This is a genomic window from Citrobacter sp. Cpo221 (genome assembly GCF_030332345.1).
Classification (GTDB): domain Bacteria; phylum Pseudomonadota; class Gammaproteobacteria; order Enterobacterales; family Enterobacteriaceae; genus Citrobacter; species Citrobacter portucalensis.
Genome location: NZ_JAOWIA010000063.1, coordinates 227011 through 241979 on the forward strand (window position 1 = coordinate 227011; position 14969 = coordinate 241979).

At 52.9% G+C, this 14969-nt stretch carries 16 protein-coding genes; 9 read left to right on the forward strand and 7 right to left on the reverse strand.

The genetic code is table 11. The annotated features are described in order from the left end of the window. Nucleotides 1–29 precede the first annotated feature (29 nt). Genes OGY72_RS24560 through OGY72_RS24570 form a run of 3 tightly spaced genes read right to left on the reverse strand, consistent with a single transcriptional unit; the run spans nt 30 to nt 1859 of the window. Nucleotides 30–425 carry an MAPEG family protein gene (locus tag OGY72_RS24560; RefSeq protein WP_003833847.1) on the reverse strand — a complete coding sequence of 132 codons (396 nt, stop codon included), beginning with the start codon at nt 423–425 and terminating at the stop codon, nt 30–32. Nucleotides 426–477: 52 nt separating this feature from the next. After that, the gene (locus OGY72_RS24565) at nt 478–1296 is read right to left on the reverse strand and encodes a DUF72 domain-containing protein (RefSeq protein WP_003833844.1); all 819 of its coding nucleotides are present in this window, start codon (nt 1294–1296) and stop codon (nt 478–480) included. Then, a complete protein-coding gene (locus tag OGY72_RS24570; RefSeq protein WP_286550164.1) occupies nt 1293–1859 on the reverse strand; it encodes a hydrolase in 567 nt (188 codons plus the stop codon). Before OGY72_RS24570 ends, OGY72_RS24565 begins: the two co-directional genes overlap by 4 nt. A gap of 287 nt (nt 1860–2146) precedes the next feature. Here OGY72_RS24570 and aspS point away from each other — a divergent pair, with 287 nt between their 5' ends. The 6 genes from aspS to ruvB all read left to right on the forward strand — a co-directional run bounded on the left by aspS (nt 2147) and on the right by ruvB (nt 7403). Then, nucleotides 2147–3919, forward strand: a complete 1773-nt coding sequence (gene aspS / locus OGY72_RS24575; protein WP_003833841.1) for an aspartate--tRNA ligase — start codon at nt 2147–2149, stop codon at nt 3917–3919. Between the two features lies 1 nt (nt 3920). Further along, nucleotides 3921–4364: a dihydroneopterin triphosphate diphosphatase gene (gene nudB, locus OGY72_RS24580; protein ID WP_003034863.1), complete on the forward strand. Its 444-nt coding sequence runs from the start codon at nt 3921–3923 to the stop codon at nt 4362–4364. Nucleotides 4365–4392: 28 nt separating this feature from the next. Continuing rightward, the gene (locus tag OGY72_RS24585) at nt 4393–5136 is read left to right on the forward strand and encodes a YebC/PmpR family DNA-binding transcriptional regulator (RefSeq protein WP_003833836.1); all 744 of its coding nucleotides are present in this window, start codon (nt 4393–4395) and stop codon (nt 5134–5136) included. 34 nt (nt 5137–5170) lie between these two features. Further along, the gene (gene ruvC, locus OGY72_RS24590; protein WP_003034867.1) at nt 5171–5692 is read left to right on the forward strand and encodes a crossover junction endodeoxyribonuclease RuvC; all 522 of its coding nucleotides are present in this window, start codon (nt 5171–5173) and stop codon (nt 5690–5692) included. An 80-nt stretch (nt 5693–5772) separates the two neighbouring features. After that, on the forward strand, nt 5773–6384 hold the full coding sequence (ruvA, locus tag OGY72_RS24595; protein WP_286550170.1) for a Holliday junction branch migration protein RuvA: 612 nt from the start codon (nt 5773–5775) through the stop codon (nt 6382–6384). An 8-nt stretch (nt 6385–6392) separates the two neighbouring features. Next, the gene (gene ruvB / locus OGY72_RS24600; protein WP_003034872.1) at nt 6393–7403 is read left to right on the forward strand and encodes a Holliday junction branch migration DNA helicase RuvB; all 1011 of its coding nucleotides are present in this window, start codon (nt 6393–6395) and stop codon (nt 7401–7403) included. 78 nt (nt 7404–7481) lie between these two features. Here the strand turns inward: ruvB and znuB are convergent, their stop codons facing one another. Together znuB and znuC are read right to left on the reverse strand one after the other, a co-directional pair. Further along, on the reverse strand, nt 7482–8267 hold the full coding sequence (gene znuB, locus OGY72_RS24605; protein WP_003833831.1) for a zinc ABC transporter permease subunit ZnuB: 786 nt from the start codon (nt 8265–8267) through the stop codon (nt 7482–7484). Further along, complete coding sequence (gene znuC / locus OGY72_RS24610; RefSeq protein ID WP_003833829.1) at nt 8264–9019, reverse strand: zinc ABC transporter ATP-binding protein ZnuC; 756 nt, start codon at nt 9017–9019, stop codon at nt 8264–8266. Before znuC ends, znuB begins: the two co-directional genes overlap by 4 nt. A gap of 78 nt (nt 9020–9097) precedes the next feature. On the opposite strand from znuC, the gene znuA reads away from it, so the two are divergent. The 3 genes from znuA (at nt 9098) to lpxM (ending at nt 12469) form a co-directional block, all read left to right on the forward strand. Then, nucleotides 9098–10042 carry a zinc ABC transporter substrate-binding protein ZnuA gene (gene znuA / locus OGY72_RS24615; RefSeq protein WP_063940898.1) on the forward strand — a complete coding sequence of 315 codons (945 nt, stop codon included), beginning with the start codon at nt 9098–9100 and terminating at the stop codon, nt 10040–10042. A 15-nt stretch (nt 10043–10057) separates the two neighbouring features. After that, the gene (mepM, locus tag OGY72_RS24620) at nt 10058–11377 is read left to right on the forward strand and encodes a murein DD-endopeptidase MepM (RefSeq protein ID WP_003833825.1); all 1320 of its coding nucleotides are present in this window, start codon (nt 10058–10060) and stop codon (nt 11375–11377) included. Between the two features lie 120 nt (nt 11378–11497). Then, nucleotides 11498–12469, forward strand: coding sequence for a lauroyl-Kdo(2)-lipid IV(A) myristoyltransferase (gene lpxM, locus OGY72_RS24625; RefSeq protein WP_148361861.1), 972 nt, complete (start codon nt 11498–11500; stop codon nt 12467–12469). A gap of 47 nt (nt 12470–12516) precedes the next feature. Here lpxM and pyk read toward each other — a convergent pair whose 3' ends face one another. Then, nucleotides 12517–13959 (reverse strand): pyruvate kinase, encoded by a 1443-nt coding sequence (gene pyk, locus OGY72_RS24630; RefSeq protein ID WP_003833821.1) that lies wholly within the window; start codon nt 13957–13959, stop codon nt 12517–12519. Nucleotides 13960–14078: 119 nt separating this feature from the next. Further along, entirely contained in the window at nt 14079–14948 is an 870-nt protein-coding gene (locus tag OGY72_RS24635; protein ID WP_126319786.1) for a MurR/RpiR family transcriptional regulator, read from the reverse strand. Nucleotides 14949–14969: the final 21 nt, after the last annotated feature.

Genomic DNA, 14969 nt, shown 5'->3' on the forward strand with positions numbered 1-14969 from the left:
CCGGGAAAAATAAAGTGGCGTATTGTGCGCTAATGCAGGGAGAAAACCAACTCCCAGGGCATATACCAAAGATTCGCCAGCACCATTAGCAACAGCGAACACCAGGTTGCGCTCATGCCCGAACGGCGCCAGCGGAATAGTCGGTGGTGGAATCCGTAATAATGCATCAGACGTCCGGCAATCAACATCAGCCCGCAAATATGCACCATCCACGTCTCTGCGCCGTTCATTTCCATAAATAACAGCAGCACTAATGCGACGGGAATATATTCCACTGCATTACCGTGAATGCGGATAGCGCTTTGCAGCTCGCTAAAACCTCCATCGCCATAGGCAACGCGGTATTGCATGCGCAGGCGAACGACGTCAAAGGAGAACTTTATTAACAATAACGCACCCAATACGGCATAAAGCGCGCTTACCATACAAACTCCCTTTTAAAATGGCTGCTGGCATTGACTATGATAGGTGGCATTTTCAGAAAAGAGAAGATTGCTGTGGAATAGAGGGAGCTGATCCGATCTCTGGCAGAGCACTGTGTAAATCTGCCCATAGCGTATCAACAAGCTCTGGGGCTTGCGCGATGTCCGGCGTATGCAAAAACAGATACGGCGTCGTGGTGCGTTGCCATAGCGGCAGCTTGGTCAGCCAGACGGCAAAAAGGGCGCTGTTTTGTGCCATATCATCGCTACCGATAAAGCGTACCATCGGATGGTTTGCCGTCACCACAGCATGCACCGGAACCTTCGGTTTTTTGCGCTGAGCGTCACGTATTGCTTCAGTATGTGGGATTGCGGCATGCACCGGGCGGCTGTCCAGAATCACCCGGTTTACTCCACGCTCGTGTAAACCGCGATTAAATAGCTGTTCGGCTTCGCCTTTGGCAAAGAAGTCTGGATGGCGAACTTCCACACCGTAGGTAAAGGGTTTCGGGAGCGCATCGAGAAACTGCCACAGGGCAGGCAGGTCGCGTGGGCTAAAGGTCGCGGGTAATTGCAGCCAGTATTGTCCAATGCGCGATTCCAGCGGCGACATACGCGTAAAAAATTCCTGTACCAGGTCATCACAATTACGCAGCGCGGCCTGGTGCGAGATGGTCGCCGGAAACTTAAAACAAAATCGAAACGCATCGGTGGTCTGTGCCTGCCAGCGGGCAACAATATCGGCTTTAGGCAGCGCATACAGCGTAGTGTTGCCCTCCACGCAGTTAAAGTGGCGGGCATACTCTTCAAGGCTGGTGATCCCCAGACGCACCCATTTTGGATGCGACCACTGGGGTAAACCGATATAGATCATAGCGCTTGCAGAATCTCCTCCACGCTGCGAACGCGCGCAATGCGCGGGAAAATGTGAGTCATGCTGCCCTGGTGTTGTTCAGCACTGGCGGCGCTACAGGCATCCTCTGCAATGATCAGACTGAAACCCAGCTCCCACGCATTTCGCGCCGTTGACTCCACGCCAATGTTCGTAGAGATGCCGCACAGGACGATGGTATCGATGCCCCGGCGACGCAACTGCAATTCCAGATCAGTGCCATAGAAGGCTCCCCACTGGCGTTTAGTCACTTCGATATCGCTGGCGCATTTCCCCAGAGCCGCCGGGTAATCCCACCAGTTTTCGGGCAACGCTTTTGCCGGAGTATGAGCATCTACCGGTTGTTTCAGCGCTTCGGCGTAATCGTCAGACCAGCCAACGCGCACCATTACCACCGGGGAACCGTGGGCACGGAATTTTTCCGCCAACTGCGCGGCGCGGGTAACCACATCCTGTGCCGTATGAGGTCCGCCAGCGAAAGGCAGGATCCCTTCCTGTAAATCAATCACGACAAGGGCGGTTGTTTTAGCGTTCAATTCCAGCATGGTCACTCCAGTAATAAAAGAATTCCGTTACACCTTAATCGCGAATCAGTGTGAAAGGGGCGACAATTTTTGTTATTTTTTGTGAGATTACGCAATGCCCGTCCAGGAAACAGGCGTACAGTCAGTACCGGACTGAGAGTCTATCCCAGTAGGCTCTTATCGTGCGGCAGAATTTCCAGTATAATAGCCGCCTTTTTTCATTCAGTTGTGACATTCAGCTAAAGCTGCGACTTCGTCATCTGCGAGACAGGTGACAATCCGCCTGCGGCAAAGTTAAGGGATATCTCATGCGTACAGAATATTGCGGACAGCTACGTCTGTCCCACGAGGGGCAGCAGGTGACTCTGTGTGGTTGGGTCAACCGTCGTCGTGATCTTGGTAGCCTGATCTTTATCGATATGCGCGACCGCGAAGGTATCGTGCAGGTATTTTTCGATCCGGACCGTGCGGACGCGTTAAAGCTGGCCTCCGAACTGCGTAATGAGTTCTGCATCCAGGTTACGGGCACTGTGCGTGCGCGTGACGCGAAAAACGTCAACGCCGATATGGCGACGGGCGAAATTGAAGTACTGGCCTCCGATCTGACCATCATCAACCGTTCAGACTCGCTGCCGTTGGACTCTAACCACGTCAACACCGAAGAAGCGCGACTGAAGTATCGCTATTTAGATCTGCGTCGCCCTGAAATGGCGCAGCGCCTGAAAACGCGTGCTAAAATCACCAGTCTGGTGCGTCGTTTTATGGACGACCACGGCTTCCTCGACATCGAAACACCGATGCTGACCAAAGCAACGCCGGAAGGCGCGCGCGATTACCTGGTACCTTCTCGCGTACATAAAGGTAAATTCTACGCGCTGCCGCAATCACCTCAGTTGTTTAAACAGCTGCTGATGATGTCTGGCTTTGACCGCTACTATCAGATCGTAAAATGCTTCCGTGATGAAGACTTACGTGCTGACCGTCAGCCTGAATTTACCCAGATCGACGTTGAGACTTCCTTCATGACCGCACCGCAGGTGCGTGAAGTGATGGAAGCGCTGGTACGTAACCTGTGGCTGGAAGTTAAAGGCGTGGATCTGGGTGATTTCCCGATCATGACCTTTGCCGAAGCTGAGCGTCGCTACGGTTCCGATAAACCAGACCTGCGTAACCCGATGGAGCTGGTGGACGTTGCCGATCTGGTGAAAGACGTTGAGTTTGCAGTGTTCTCTGGTCCGGCAAACGATGCGAAAGGTCGCGTAGCTGCTCTGCGTGTACCGGGCGGTGCTGCACTGAGTCGTAAGCAGATCGACGATTACGGTAACTTTATCAAGATTTACGGCGCGAAAGGCCTGGCTTACATCAAAGTCACCGAACGTGCGAAAGGTCTGGAAGGTATTACCAGCCCGGTTGCTAAGTTCCTGAACGCAGAAATTGTGGAAGCGATTCTGGCACGTACCGGCGCGCAAGACGGCGACATGATTTTCTTCGGTGCCGACAACAAGAAAGTGGTTGCCGACGCGATGGGCGCGCTGCGTCTGAAACTGGGAAAAGACCTGAACATCACCGACGAAGCCAAATGGGCGCCGCTGTGGGTTATCGACTTCCCAATGTTTGAAGACGATGGTGAAGGCGGACTGACCGCAATGCATCACCCGTTCACCGCGCCGAAAGATATGACGGCCGCTGAGCTGAAAGCAGCGCCGGAAGACGCGGTTGCCAACGCGTACGATATGGTCATCAACGGTTACGAAGTAGGCGGCGGTTCCGTGCGTATTCACAACGGCGACATGCAGCAAACCGTATTCGGTATTCTGGGCATTAATGAGCAAGAACAGCGTGAGAAATTCGGCTTCCTGCTGGATGCGCTAAAATATGGTACACCGCCGCATGCGGGCCTGGCGTTTGGTCTGGACCGTCTGACTATGCTGTTGACCGGTACTGACAACATTCGTGACGTTATTGCTTTCCCGAAAACCACGGCTGCAGCGTGTCTGATGACTGAAGCGCCAAGCTTTGCCAACGCAGCTGCGCTGGCGGAACTGAGCATTCAGGTTGTTAAGAAGGCCGAGAATAACTGATATGACATATAAACAGCCTGTCTCGGTGTTAGTCGTGATTTATGCAAAGGACACCGGGAGAGTGCTGATGTTACAGCGACGCGACGATCCTGATTTCTGGCAGTCGGTCACCGGCAGCCTTGAAGAAGGTGAAACCGCGTCGCAAGCCGCTATGCGCGAAGTAAAGGAAGAGGTCGCCATTGATGTTGCATCTGAGCAACTGACCTTAATTGACTGTCAGCGCACGGTGGAGTTTGAGATTTTTAGCCATTTACGTCATCGCTATGCGCCGGGAATTGAACGTAATACTGAATCCTGGTTTTGCCTGGCACTTCCCTCAGAACGAGAGATCGTGTTCACCGAACATCTGACCTATCGTTGGGTTAATGCGGTTGAAGCCGCCCAATTAACCAAGTCGTGGAGTAACCGGCAGGCGATTGAAGAGTTTGTAATTAACGTCGCCTGAAAAGGCGCGCTTTTTGGAGATATTATTTATGGCAGGTCATAGTAAATGGGCCAACACCAGACACCGTAAAGCAGCGCAGGATGCTAAACGCGGTAAAATTTTCACCAAAATAATTCGTGAGCTGGTGACGGCGGCTAAACTGGGCGGCGGCGATCCGGATGCTAACCCGCGTCTGCGTGCAGCGGTTGATAAAGCGCTGGCTAACAACATGACCCGTGACACCCTGAACCGTGCAATCGCGCGCGGTGTGGGTGGTGATGAAGATTCCAACATGGAAACCATCATCTATGAAGGTTACGGTCCTGGCGGTACAGCCGTTATGATTGAATGTCTGTCTGACAACCGTAACCGTACCGTTGCGGAAGTGCGTCACGCGTTCACGAAAACGGGTGGTAACCTCGGTACCGACGGTTCCGTGGCTTATCTGTTCAGCAAAAAAGGCGTAATCTCCTTTGAACAGGGCGACGAAGACGCCATCATGGAAGCGGCGCTGGAAGCAGGTGCTGAAGACGTTGTGACCTTCGACGACGGCGCAATTGACGTTTACACCGCGTGGGAAGAGATGGGCAAAGTACGTGACGCGCTGGAAGCGGCTGGTCTGAAAGCGGACGCAGCTGAAGTGTCTATGATCCCATCCACCAAAGCGGATATGGATGCAGAAACAGCGCCGAAGCTGATGCGTCTGATCGATATGCTAGAAGACTGCGACGACGTGCAGGAAGTTTACCACAACGGTGAAATCTCCGATGAGGTTGCTGCCACCTTAGAATGATGTGGTTAAGCCATAAAATAACAGGAGATGCGTGATGTCTATTATTCTCGGCATTGACCCGGGGTCGCGCATCACCGGTTATGGTGTTATTCGTCAGGTCGGCAGGCAGCTGACCTACCTCGGCAGCGGCTGCATTCGCACCAAAGTCGACGATCTACCGTCACGTCTGAAGTTGATTTACGCGGGCGTGACGGAAATCATCACCCAGTTTCAGCCGGACTATTTTGCCATTGAGCAGGTTTTTATGGCGAAGAACGCCGACTCGGCGCTAAAGCTGGGACAGGCTCGCGGCGTGGCAATCGTTGCGGCGACCAATCAGGATCTACCGGTCTTTGAATACGCGGCCCGCCAGGTAAAACAGACCGTGGTGGGGATCGGTAGCGCGGAAAAAAGCCAGGTCCAGCATATGGTACGCACGCTGCTAAAACTCCCGGCGAATCCGCAAGCGGATGCCGCGGATGCACTGGCGATAGCCATTACCCACTGCCATGTCAGTCAGAACGCCATGCAAATGAGCGAGTCGAGGCTGAATTTGGCGCGAGGTCGATTACGTTAGTGACAAATGAGGCTGGATATCTATCCAGCCTTTTTTTATGATAGCGCATTACCTTTTAGCCCTTAACGCAGGAGCGTCACGTGATAGGCAGACTCAGAGGCATCATTATTGAAAAACAACCCCCGTTGGTCCTTCTGGAAACGGGCGGGGTAAGCTATGAAGTGCATATGCCGATGACCTGTTTCTACGAGTTGCCGGAAGCCGGGCAAGAAGCCATTATCTTCACCCATTTTGTGGTGCGTGAAGACGCTCAACTGCTGTATGGCTTTAACAACAAGCAAGAGCGCACGCTGTTTAAAGAGTTAATCAAAACCAATGGCGTGGGGCCGAAGCTGGCGCTGGCGATCCTCTCAGGTATGTCTGCTCAGCAGTTCGTTAATGCCGTTGAGCGCGAAGAGCTGGGCGCGTTGGTGAAATTGCCGGGTATTGGTAAGAAAACCGCTGAACGCCTGATTGTTGAAATGAAAGACCGCTTTAAAGGTTTGCATGGCGATCTCTTTACACCAGCGGCGGATCTGGTCCTGACTTCTCCGGCAAGTCCGACAACGGACGACGCCGAGCAGGAAGCGGTTGCTGCGCTGGTGGCGTTGGGCTATAAACCACAGGAAGCCAGCCGCATGGTGAGCAAAATTGCCCGCCCTGATGCCAGCAGTGAAACCCTGATTCGTGAAGCGCTTCGCGCGGCATTGTGAGGTAAAGGATGATTGAAGCAGATCGCCTGATTTCGGCTGTCAGCACTACCCCTGAAGATCTGGTGGATCGTGCGATCCGCCCAAAATTGCTGGAAGAGTACATTGGCCAGCCTCAGGTCCGTTCGCAAATGGAGATTTTTATCCAGGCGGCTAAGCTGCGCGGTGACGCTCTCGATCACCTGCTGATTTTCGGTCCTCCAGGTCTTGGTAAAACCACGCTTGCCAATATTGTCGCCAATGAAATGGGCGTTAATCTGCGCACCACGTCCGGTCCGGTACTGGAAAAAGCGGGTGACCTGGCGGCAATGCTTACCAACCTTGAACCCCACGATGTGCTGTTTATCGATGAAATCCATCGTCTGTCACCGGTGGTGGAAGAGGTGCTGTATCCGGCGATGGAAGATTATCAGCTGGATATCATGATTGGCGAAGGGCCAGCTGCCCGTTCGATCAAGATCGACCTGCCGCCGTTTACGCTGATCGGGGCGACGACACGCGCCGGATCGTTAACCTCTCCGCTGCGTGACCGTTTTGGTATTGTGCAGCGACTGGAGTTCTATCAGGTGGCTGACCTGCAGCACATTGTTGGGCGTAGCGCACGTTTTATGGGCCTGGAAATGAGCGATGAAGGTGCGCTGGAAGTGGCACGCCGCGCCCGCGGTACACCGCGTATCGCCAACCGCTTATTACGCCGGGTACGCGATTTCGCCGAAGTGAAGCATGACGGCACAATTTCAGCAGATATTGCTGCTCAGGCGCTGGATATGCTCAATGTGGATGCGGAAGGGTTCGATTATATGGACCGTAAGCTGCTGCTGGCGGTTATCGATAAATTCTTCGGTGGACCGGTAGGGCTGGATAACCTGGCGGCGGCGATTGGGGAAGAGCGTGAAACCATTGAGGACGTGCTGGAGCCGTATCTGATTCAGCAAGGTTTTCTGCAGCGTACGCCGCGTGGACGTATGGCAACCGTGCGCGCCTGGAACCATTTTGGCATTACACCGCCACAGATGCCTTAGTGCCTGATGTCGTGACGCTCATCAGGCCTGGGCGATTTTGTAGGCCCGGTAAGCGCAGCGCCACCGGGCAACGCATGCTTAGTTCGCCTGCTTTTTCATCATGCTGAAAATAAACAGCAGCGCGGCGCACAGCACCACGGAAGGACCTGCCGGGGTGTCATAGAAGGCCGAGAAGGTCAGCCCGCCTGTAACCGCTATCATTCCCACTCCAACGGCAACCCCTGCCATCTGCTCCGGCGTACGGGCAAAGCGACGGGCGGTCGCCGCAGGGATGATAAGCAGTGAGGTGATAATCAGCGCCCCGACAAACTTCATCGCCACACCAATCGTTAACGCCGTAACCAGCATCAACAGCAGCTTCACGCGTTGCAGCTTCACACCATCGACAAATGCCAGATCAGGACTGATGGTCATCGACAGCAGGTTACGCCACTGCCAGAACAGAATCGCCAGAACAATAACCACGCCGATGGCGATGGAGATAAGATCTTCTGGCGTCACGGCGAGCAAATCACCAAACAGGTAAGCCATCAGATCCACACGGATGTTGGACATCAGGCTGACAACAACCAGCCCCAATGACAACGCGCTGTGCGCCATAATACCCAGCAAGGTATCGATCGCAAGGTGAGGGCGCTTCTCCAGCCATACCAGACCGCCAGCCAGCAACAGGGTGACGGCGATAACCGCATAGAAAGGGTTTACATCCAGCAGCAGGCCAAAGGCGACCCCCAGCAGCGAAGCGTGGGCCAGCGTATCACCGAAATAAGACATTCGACGCCAGACTACAAACGAGCCGAGTGGGCCAGCGGCACAGGCCAGCATGATCCCGGCTAACCAACCGGGTAATAACAATTCAATCATGAGTGACCATTTCCCCGGCGTAAGACGATACGACCCTGTAAATCGTGGCGGTGATTGTGATTATGACGGTAAATTCCGAGTTGTTCGGCGCCGCGTTGCCCGAACATGGAGATGAATTCCGGGTGCATAGAAACCACTTCCGGCGCACCGGAACAGCAAATATGATGGTTCAGGCACAGTACCTCATCGGTTTTGGCCATCACCAGATGCAGGTCATGGGAAACCATCAGCACGGCGCAATCCAGTTCACGTCGCAACTGGTCGATAAGGTCGTACAGTGCGACCTGCCCATTGACATCCACGCCCTGGGTGGGTTCATCGAGCACCAGTAGCTGAGGTTTATTCAATAAAGCACGGGCCAACAGGACGCGTTGTGTTTCCCCGCCAGAGAGCTTTTGCATCGGCGCATCCATCAGATGCCCAGCCTGAACGCGCTTCAGTGCCGGAAGGATATCCTCTTTTTTGGTACCGGGACGTAAGCGCATAAACCGACTTACCGTCAGTGGCAGTGTAGTATCGAGGTACAGTTTTTGCGGTACATAGCCAATCCGCAATTGACCATTACGCTTGATTACTCCCTCATCAGCCGCTACCAGCCCTAATACAACGCGCACCAGCGTAGACTTCCCGGCGCCATTTGGGCCGAGAAGCGTTAAAATTTTACCGGGTCGAAGTTCAAGCGATACGTCAGACAGGACGCGGCGTTGACCATAAGAGACCGAGACATTTTCCAGTGAAACCAAAGTCGTCATATCAATTTTAGTCTTGCAGAAGTTATAGAATGTTATAATATCACATTTCTTACATTCATTACGATGATTGGTCGCATTATGTTACATAAAAATACGCTTCTTTTCGCAGCATTATCCGCTGCTCTTTGGGGTAGTGCAACACAGGCAGCAAATGCCGCTGTGGTGGCCTCGCTCAAGCCGCTGGGGTTTATTGCTTCAGCTATTGCAGACGGGGTAACAGACACTGAGGTTCTGTTGCCTGATGGGGCTTCCGAACATGACTATTCACTGCGTCCATCAGACGTAAAACGCTTACAGGGCGCGGACTTAGTTGTTTGGATTGGACCTGAGATGGAAGCGTTTATGGAGAAGTCAGTCAAGAATATTCCTAACGCGAAACAGGTAACGATTGCGCAGCTCAATGACGTGAAACCGTTACTCATGAAAGGTGCCGATGACGACGATGACGATCATGGACACGATGATGCTGGCAGTGAAAAAAGTGACGAGCATCACCATCATGGCGATTACAACATGCATCTTTGGCTTTCCCCAGAGATAGCGCGGGCCTCAGCGGTTGCAATCCATGAAAAATTAGTGGAACTTATGCCGCAAAGTCGAGCCAAACTTGACGCCAACCTGAAGGATTTTGAGGCACAATTAGCCGCAACCGATAAGCAGGTAGGTAACGAGCTCGCACCGCTCAAGGGAAAAGGTTATTTCGTTTTTCATGACGCCTATGGCTACTACGAAAAACACTACGGACTAACACCGCTTGGTCACTTTACCGTGAACCCTGAGATTCAACCCGGTGCGCAGCGTTTACATGAAATAAGAACACAGTTGGTTGAGCAAAAAGCAACCTGCGTTTTTGCTGAGCCACAGTTCAGGCCAGCGGTCGTTGAAGCCGTCGCGAGAGGGACATCCGTTCGAATGGGAACGCTGGATCCGCTCGGAACGAATATCAAACTGGGTAAAACAAGCTATTCAGCGTTTTTGAACCAATTAGCCAACCAGTATGCGAGCTGCCTGAAAGGAGATTAATGAGGAAGTGAATACGTGCAACAGATAGCCCGCTCTGTCGCTCTGGCATTTAATAATCTGCCGCGACCCCATCGCGTTATGCTGGGGTCGCTTACCGTACTGACATTGGCCGTCGCCGTCTGGCGGCCTTATGTTTACCATCCCGATTCTGCACCCATCGTTAAAACTATCGAGCTGGAAAAAAGCGAGATTCGTTCGCTGTTACCTGAGGCCAGTGAACCTATCGATCAGGCCGCGCAGGAAGACGAAGCCATTCCGCAGGATGAACTGGATGACAAAACGTCTGGTGAAGCCGGCGTGCATGAGTATGTCGTCTCCACAGGCGATACGCTGAGCAGTATTCTTAATCAGTACGGCATCGATATGGGCGACATCAGTCAGCTCGCTGCTTCCGATAAAGAACTGCGCAATCTGAAAATTGGTCAACAGTTATCCTGGACGTTAAGCGCGGAAGGTGACCTGCAGCGCCTGACATGGGAAGTGTCCCGCCGTGAAACCCGCACTTACGATCGCACTGCGACAGGTTTCAAAATGAGCAGCGAAATGCAGCAGGGCGATTGGGTTAACAGCCGTATCAAAGGCACGGTGGGCGGAAGCTTTGTCGCCAGCGCCAAAGAGGCCGGACTGACCAGCTCTGAAATCAGCGCGGTGATTAAGGCCATGCAGTGGCAGATGGATTTCCGCAAACTGAAAAAAGGCGATGAGTTCTCAGTGCTGATGTCTCGCGAAATGCTGGACGGTAAGCGCGAGCAAAGCCAGCTGCTGGGCGTGCGTTTACGTTCTGAAGGCAAAGACTATTACGCCATCCGTGCTGAAGACGGTAAGTTCTATGACCGTAACGGTACCGGGCTGGCGAAAGGCTTCATGCGTTTCCCGACGGCGAAACAGTTCCGTATCTCCTCGAACTTTAACCCGCGTCGCCTGAATCCGGTGACTGGACGCGTAGCGCCGCACAAAGGTGTCGACTTTGCGATGCCGCAGGGGACGCCAGTACTGTCGGTAGGCGATGGTGAAGTGGTAGTAGCGAAGCGTAGCGGCGCTGCCGGATACTATGTTGCGGTACGTCATGGTCGCACCTACACCACCCGTTATATGCACCTGCGTAAGCTATTGGTGAAACCAGGTCAAAAAGTGAAACGTGGCGATCGTATCGCGCTGTCAGGTAACACCGGGCGTTCAACCGGTCCGCACCTGCACTACGAAGTGTGGATCAACCAGCAGGCCGTGAACCCTCTGACGGCGAAACTGCCGCGTACAGAAGGTCTGACCGGCTCGGATCGCACCGATTATCTGGCGCAGGTGAAAGAAGTTATGCCTCAGCTACGTTTTGATTAATTAGCACACTGATAAAGCCGGTACGCGATGCGTGCCGGCTTTTTTTATTTTGTACGGCGCATCGTGCGCCGCTACACTATCAGCAGATCTACTTTTCGCCGCACCAGACACTGGAAGAGCATGGAAACGAAAAAAAAGAATATTGAGTATATCCCTGAGTTTGATAAATCATTTCGCTATCCGCGCTACTGGGGCGCCTGGCTGGGTGTAGCGGCGATAGCTGGGATTGCGTTAACGCCGGCGTCACTTCGCGATCCTATTCTGGCAAAGCTCGGACGGATGGTTGGACGTTTGGGAAAAAGCTCACGTCGCAGAGCACTGATCAATTTATCCCTTTGTTTTCCTGAACGCAGCGAAGCTGAGCGCGAAACCATTGTCGATGAGATGTTCGCGACAGCCCCTCAGGCGATGGTCATGATGGCGGAACTGGCCCTGCGCGGTCCGGAGAAAATTCAGAATCGGGTTGACTGGCAGGGCCTTGAAATCATCGAAGAGATGCGCCGCAACGATGAAAAAGTGATTTTTCTCGTTCCTCATGGCTGGGGCGTAGATATCCCGGCGATGCTGATGGCTTCCCAGGGACAGAAAATGGCAGCAATGTTCCACAATCAGGGGAACCCGGTATTTGATTACGTCTGGAACACGGTGCGCCGTCGTTTCGGAGGCCGATTACATGCACGTAATGATGGCATCAAACCGTTTATTCAGTCTGTACGTCAGGGATATTGGGGATACTACCTGCCGGATCAGGACCATGGGCCTGAGCACAGCGAGTTTGTCGATTTTTTTGCTACCTATAAAGCAACGTTACCGGCAATTGGTCGCTTGATGAAGGTTTGCCACGCGCGTGTAGTGCCGCTGTTTCCGGTGTATGACGGTAAAACGCACCGCCTGACGATTAAGGTCCGTCCTCCGATGGATGACATCCTGACGGCAGATGACCACACCATTGCCAGACGGATGAACGAAGAGGTGGAGATTTTTGTCACGCCTCATGTCGAACAATACACCTGGATTCTGAAACTGCTTAAGACGCGTAAACCCGGCGAGATTGAGCCCTATAAGCGCAAAGATCTCTATCCGAAAAAATAAAAAAAAAGCCTCTCAAACGAGAGGCTTTTTTACATCAAACGCTGGCGTTACTCGACGGTCAGAATACGCGTGGTGTTAGTTGAGCCAATGGTGCTCATCACATCGCCCTGCGTCACAATCACCAGGTCACCGGAAACCAGATAGCCTTTATCGCGCAGCAGGTTCACTGCTTCATTGGCGGCAACGACGCCATCTGTTTCACTGTCAAAGTGAACCGGGGTGACGCCGCGATACAGAGAGGTCAGATTCAGCGTACGCTCATGACGAGACATCGCGAAAATCGGCAGGCCGGAACTGATACGAGAAGTCATCAGCGCAGTACGACCGGATTCTGTCATAGCGATGATAGCGGTGACCCCTTTCAGGTGGTTAGCAGCGTACATCGCTGACATCGCAATCGCTTCTTCAACATTATCAAACTGCACATCAAGGCGGTGTTTAGAAACGTTGATGCTTGGGATCTTCTCTGCACCCAGGCAAACGCGCGCCATTGCCGTGACGGTTTCCGCCGGGTACTGACCTGCTGCTGTTTCGGCAGAAAGCATCACGGCATCGGTACCGTCGAGGACGGCGTTAGCCACGTCCATCACTTCCGCACGAGTCGGCATTGGGTTGGTGATCATCGACTCCATCATCTGCGTAGCGGTAATGACCGCACGGTTCAGCTGACGCGCGCGACGAATCAACGCTTTCTGAATACCTACCAGTTCAGGATCGCCGATTTCAACGCCCAGGTCGCCACGCGCCACCATTACCACATCAGAAGCCAGGATGATGTCATCCATCGCATTCTGGTCGCAGACGGCTTCTGCACGTTCTACCTTGGCGACAATTTTCGCATCGCAACCGGCATCGCGCGCCAGACGGCGGGCATAGTTTAGATCTTCGCCGCAGCGCGGGAAGGAGACAGCCAAATAGTCAACGCTGATTTGTGCTGCGGTAATGATGTCGGCTTTGTCTTTTTCGGTCAGGGCTTCAGCAGAGAGACCGCCGCCCAGTTTGTTGATGCCCTTGTTATTGGACAGCGGGCCACCGACAGTGACTTCGGTGAAGACTTTCATGCCCTGAACTTCCAGCACTTTAAGCTGTACGCGACCGTCGTCGAGCAGCAGGATATCGCCAGGCACGACGTCTGCAGGCAGTCCCTTATAATCAATGCCGACTTTTTCTTTGTCGCCTTCGCCTTTACCGAGGTTGGCGTCTAACAGGAACTTGTCGCCAACATTAAGAAAAACTTTACCTTCTTTAAAGGTAGATACGCGGATTTTAGGTCCCTGCAGGTCACCCAAAATAGCTACATGACGTCCCAGTTTTGCGGCAATTTCACGGACCTTATCCGCCCGCAGTTTGTGATCTTCTGGAGAGCCGTGGGAAAAGTTCATACGTACGACGTTCGCACCCGCGGCGATAATCTTCTCAAGGTTGTTATCGCGGTCAGTTGCCGGGCCTAACGTGGTAACGATTTTGGTTCTGCGAAGCCTTCTGGACATGTAATACTCCGTTGACTGAAACAACTAGGTGTTGCGTGAACATTAATCCGGCCGTTCTCAAACATTAACGGTAAAATGAACGACCCGGATGATAAAAGGGTAGAACATTGTTATTGCTTTTAGCGGTCATCACTCTTGATGAGTAATTCTTTATCAAAACGCGATTCCTTGAGCGCTTCCTTGACACGCTTCAAGTTATCTCTAAATTTTGCCCCTCGGCGCAAAGTAAATCCTGTAGCCAGCACATCTATCACGGTCAGTTGAGCAAGTCGAGAGACCATGGGCATATAAATGTCAGTATCTTCCGGTACATCGAGGGTAATAGCCAGCGTGGCTTCACGCGCCAGTGGCGTGCCGGGAGAGGTGAGGGCGATAACCATAGCGTCGTTTTCCCTTGCTAACTGCGCCAGTTCAACCAGACTTTTGGTTCTTCCGGTATGAGAAATAAGCACAATGACGTCGTCGTCGCTACAATTCATACAACTCATCCGTTGCAGGACAATGTCGTCGGAATAGATTACCGGTACGTTAAAGCGGAAAAATTTGTTCATCGCGTCGTGCGCGACCGCGGCGGAAGAACCTAAACCAAAGAAGGCGATTTTCTTCGCCTGGGTTAACAAATCTACCGCCCGGTTTACCGCTGTGTTATCCAGCGACTGACGAACGTGGTCAAGGCTTGCCATCGCCGATTCGAAGATTTTCCCCGTATAAGATTCTACGCTGTCATCCTCATCCACATTGCGATTAACATAAGGGGTACCATTTGCCAGACTTTGTGCCAGATGCAGTTTAAAATCAGGGAAGCCGCGCGTATCCATGCTACGACAGAAACGGTTCACCGTCGGTTCGCTGACGTTGGCTTCTACAGCAAGCGCAGCGATGCTTGAGTGAATTGCCCGCTCGGGAGAGGCAAGAATAATGTCGGCGACTTTACGCTCTGACTTGCTCAAATGTTCCAGTTTTAACTGGATTTTTTCCAGCATATTCATGATGTAGGTAGACTCATGGGT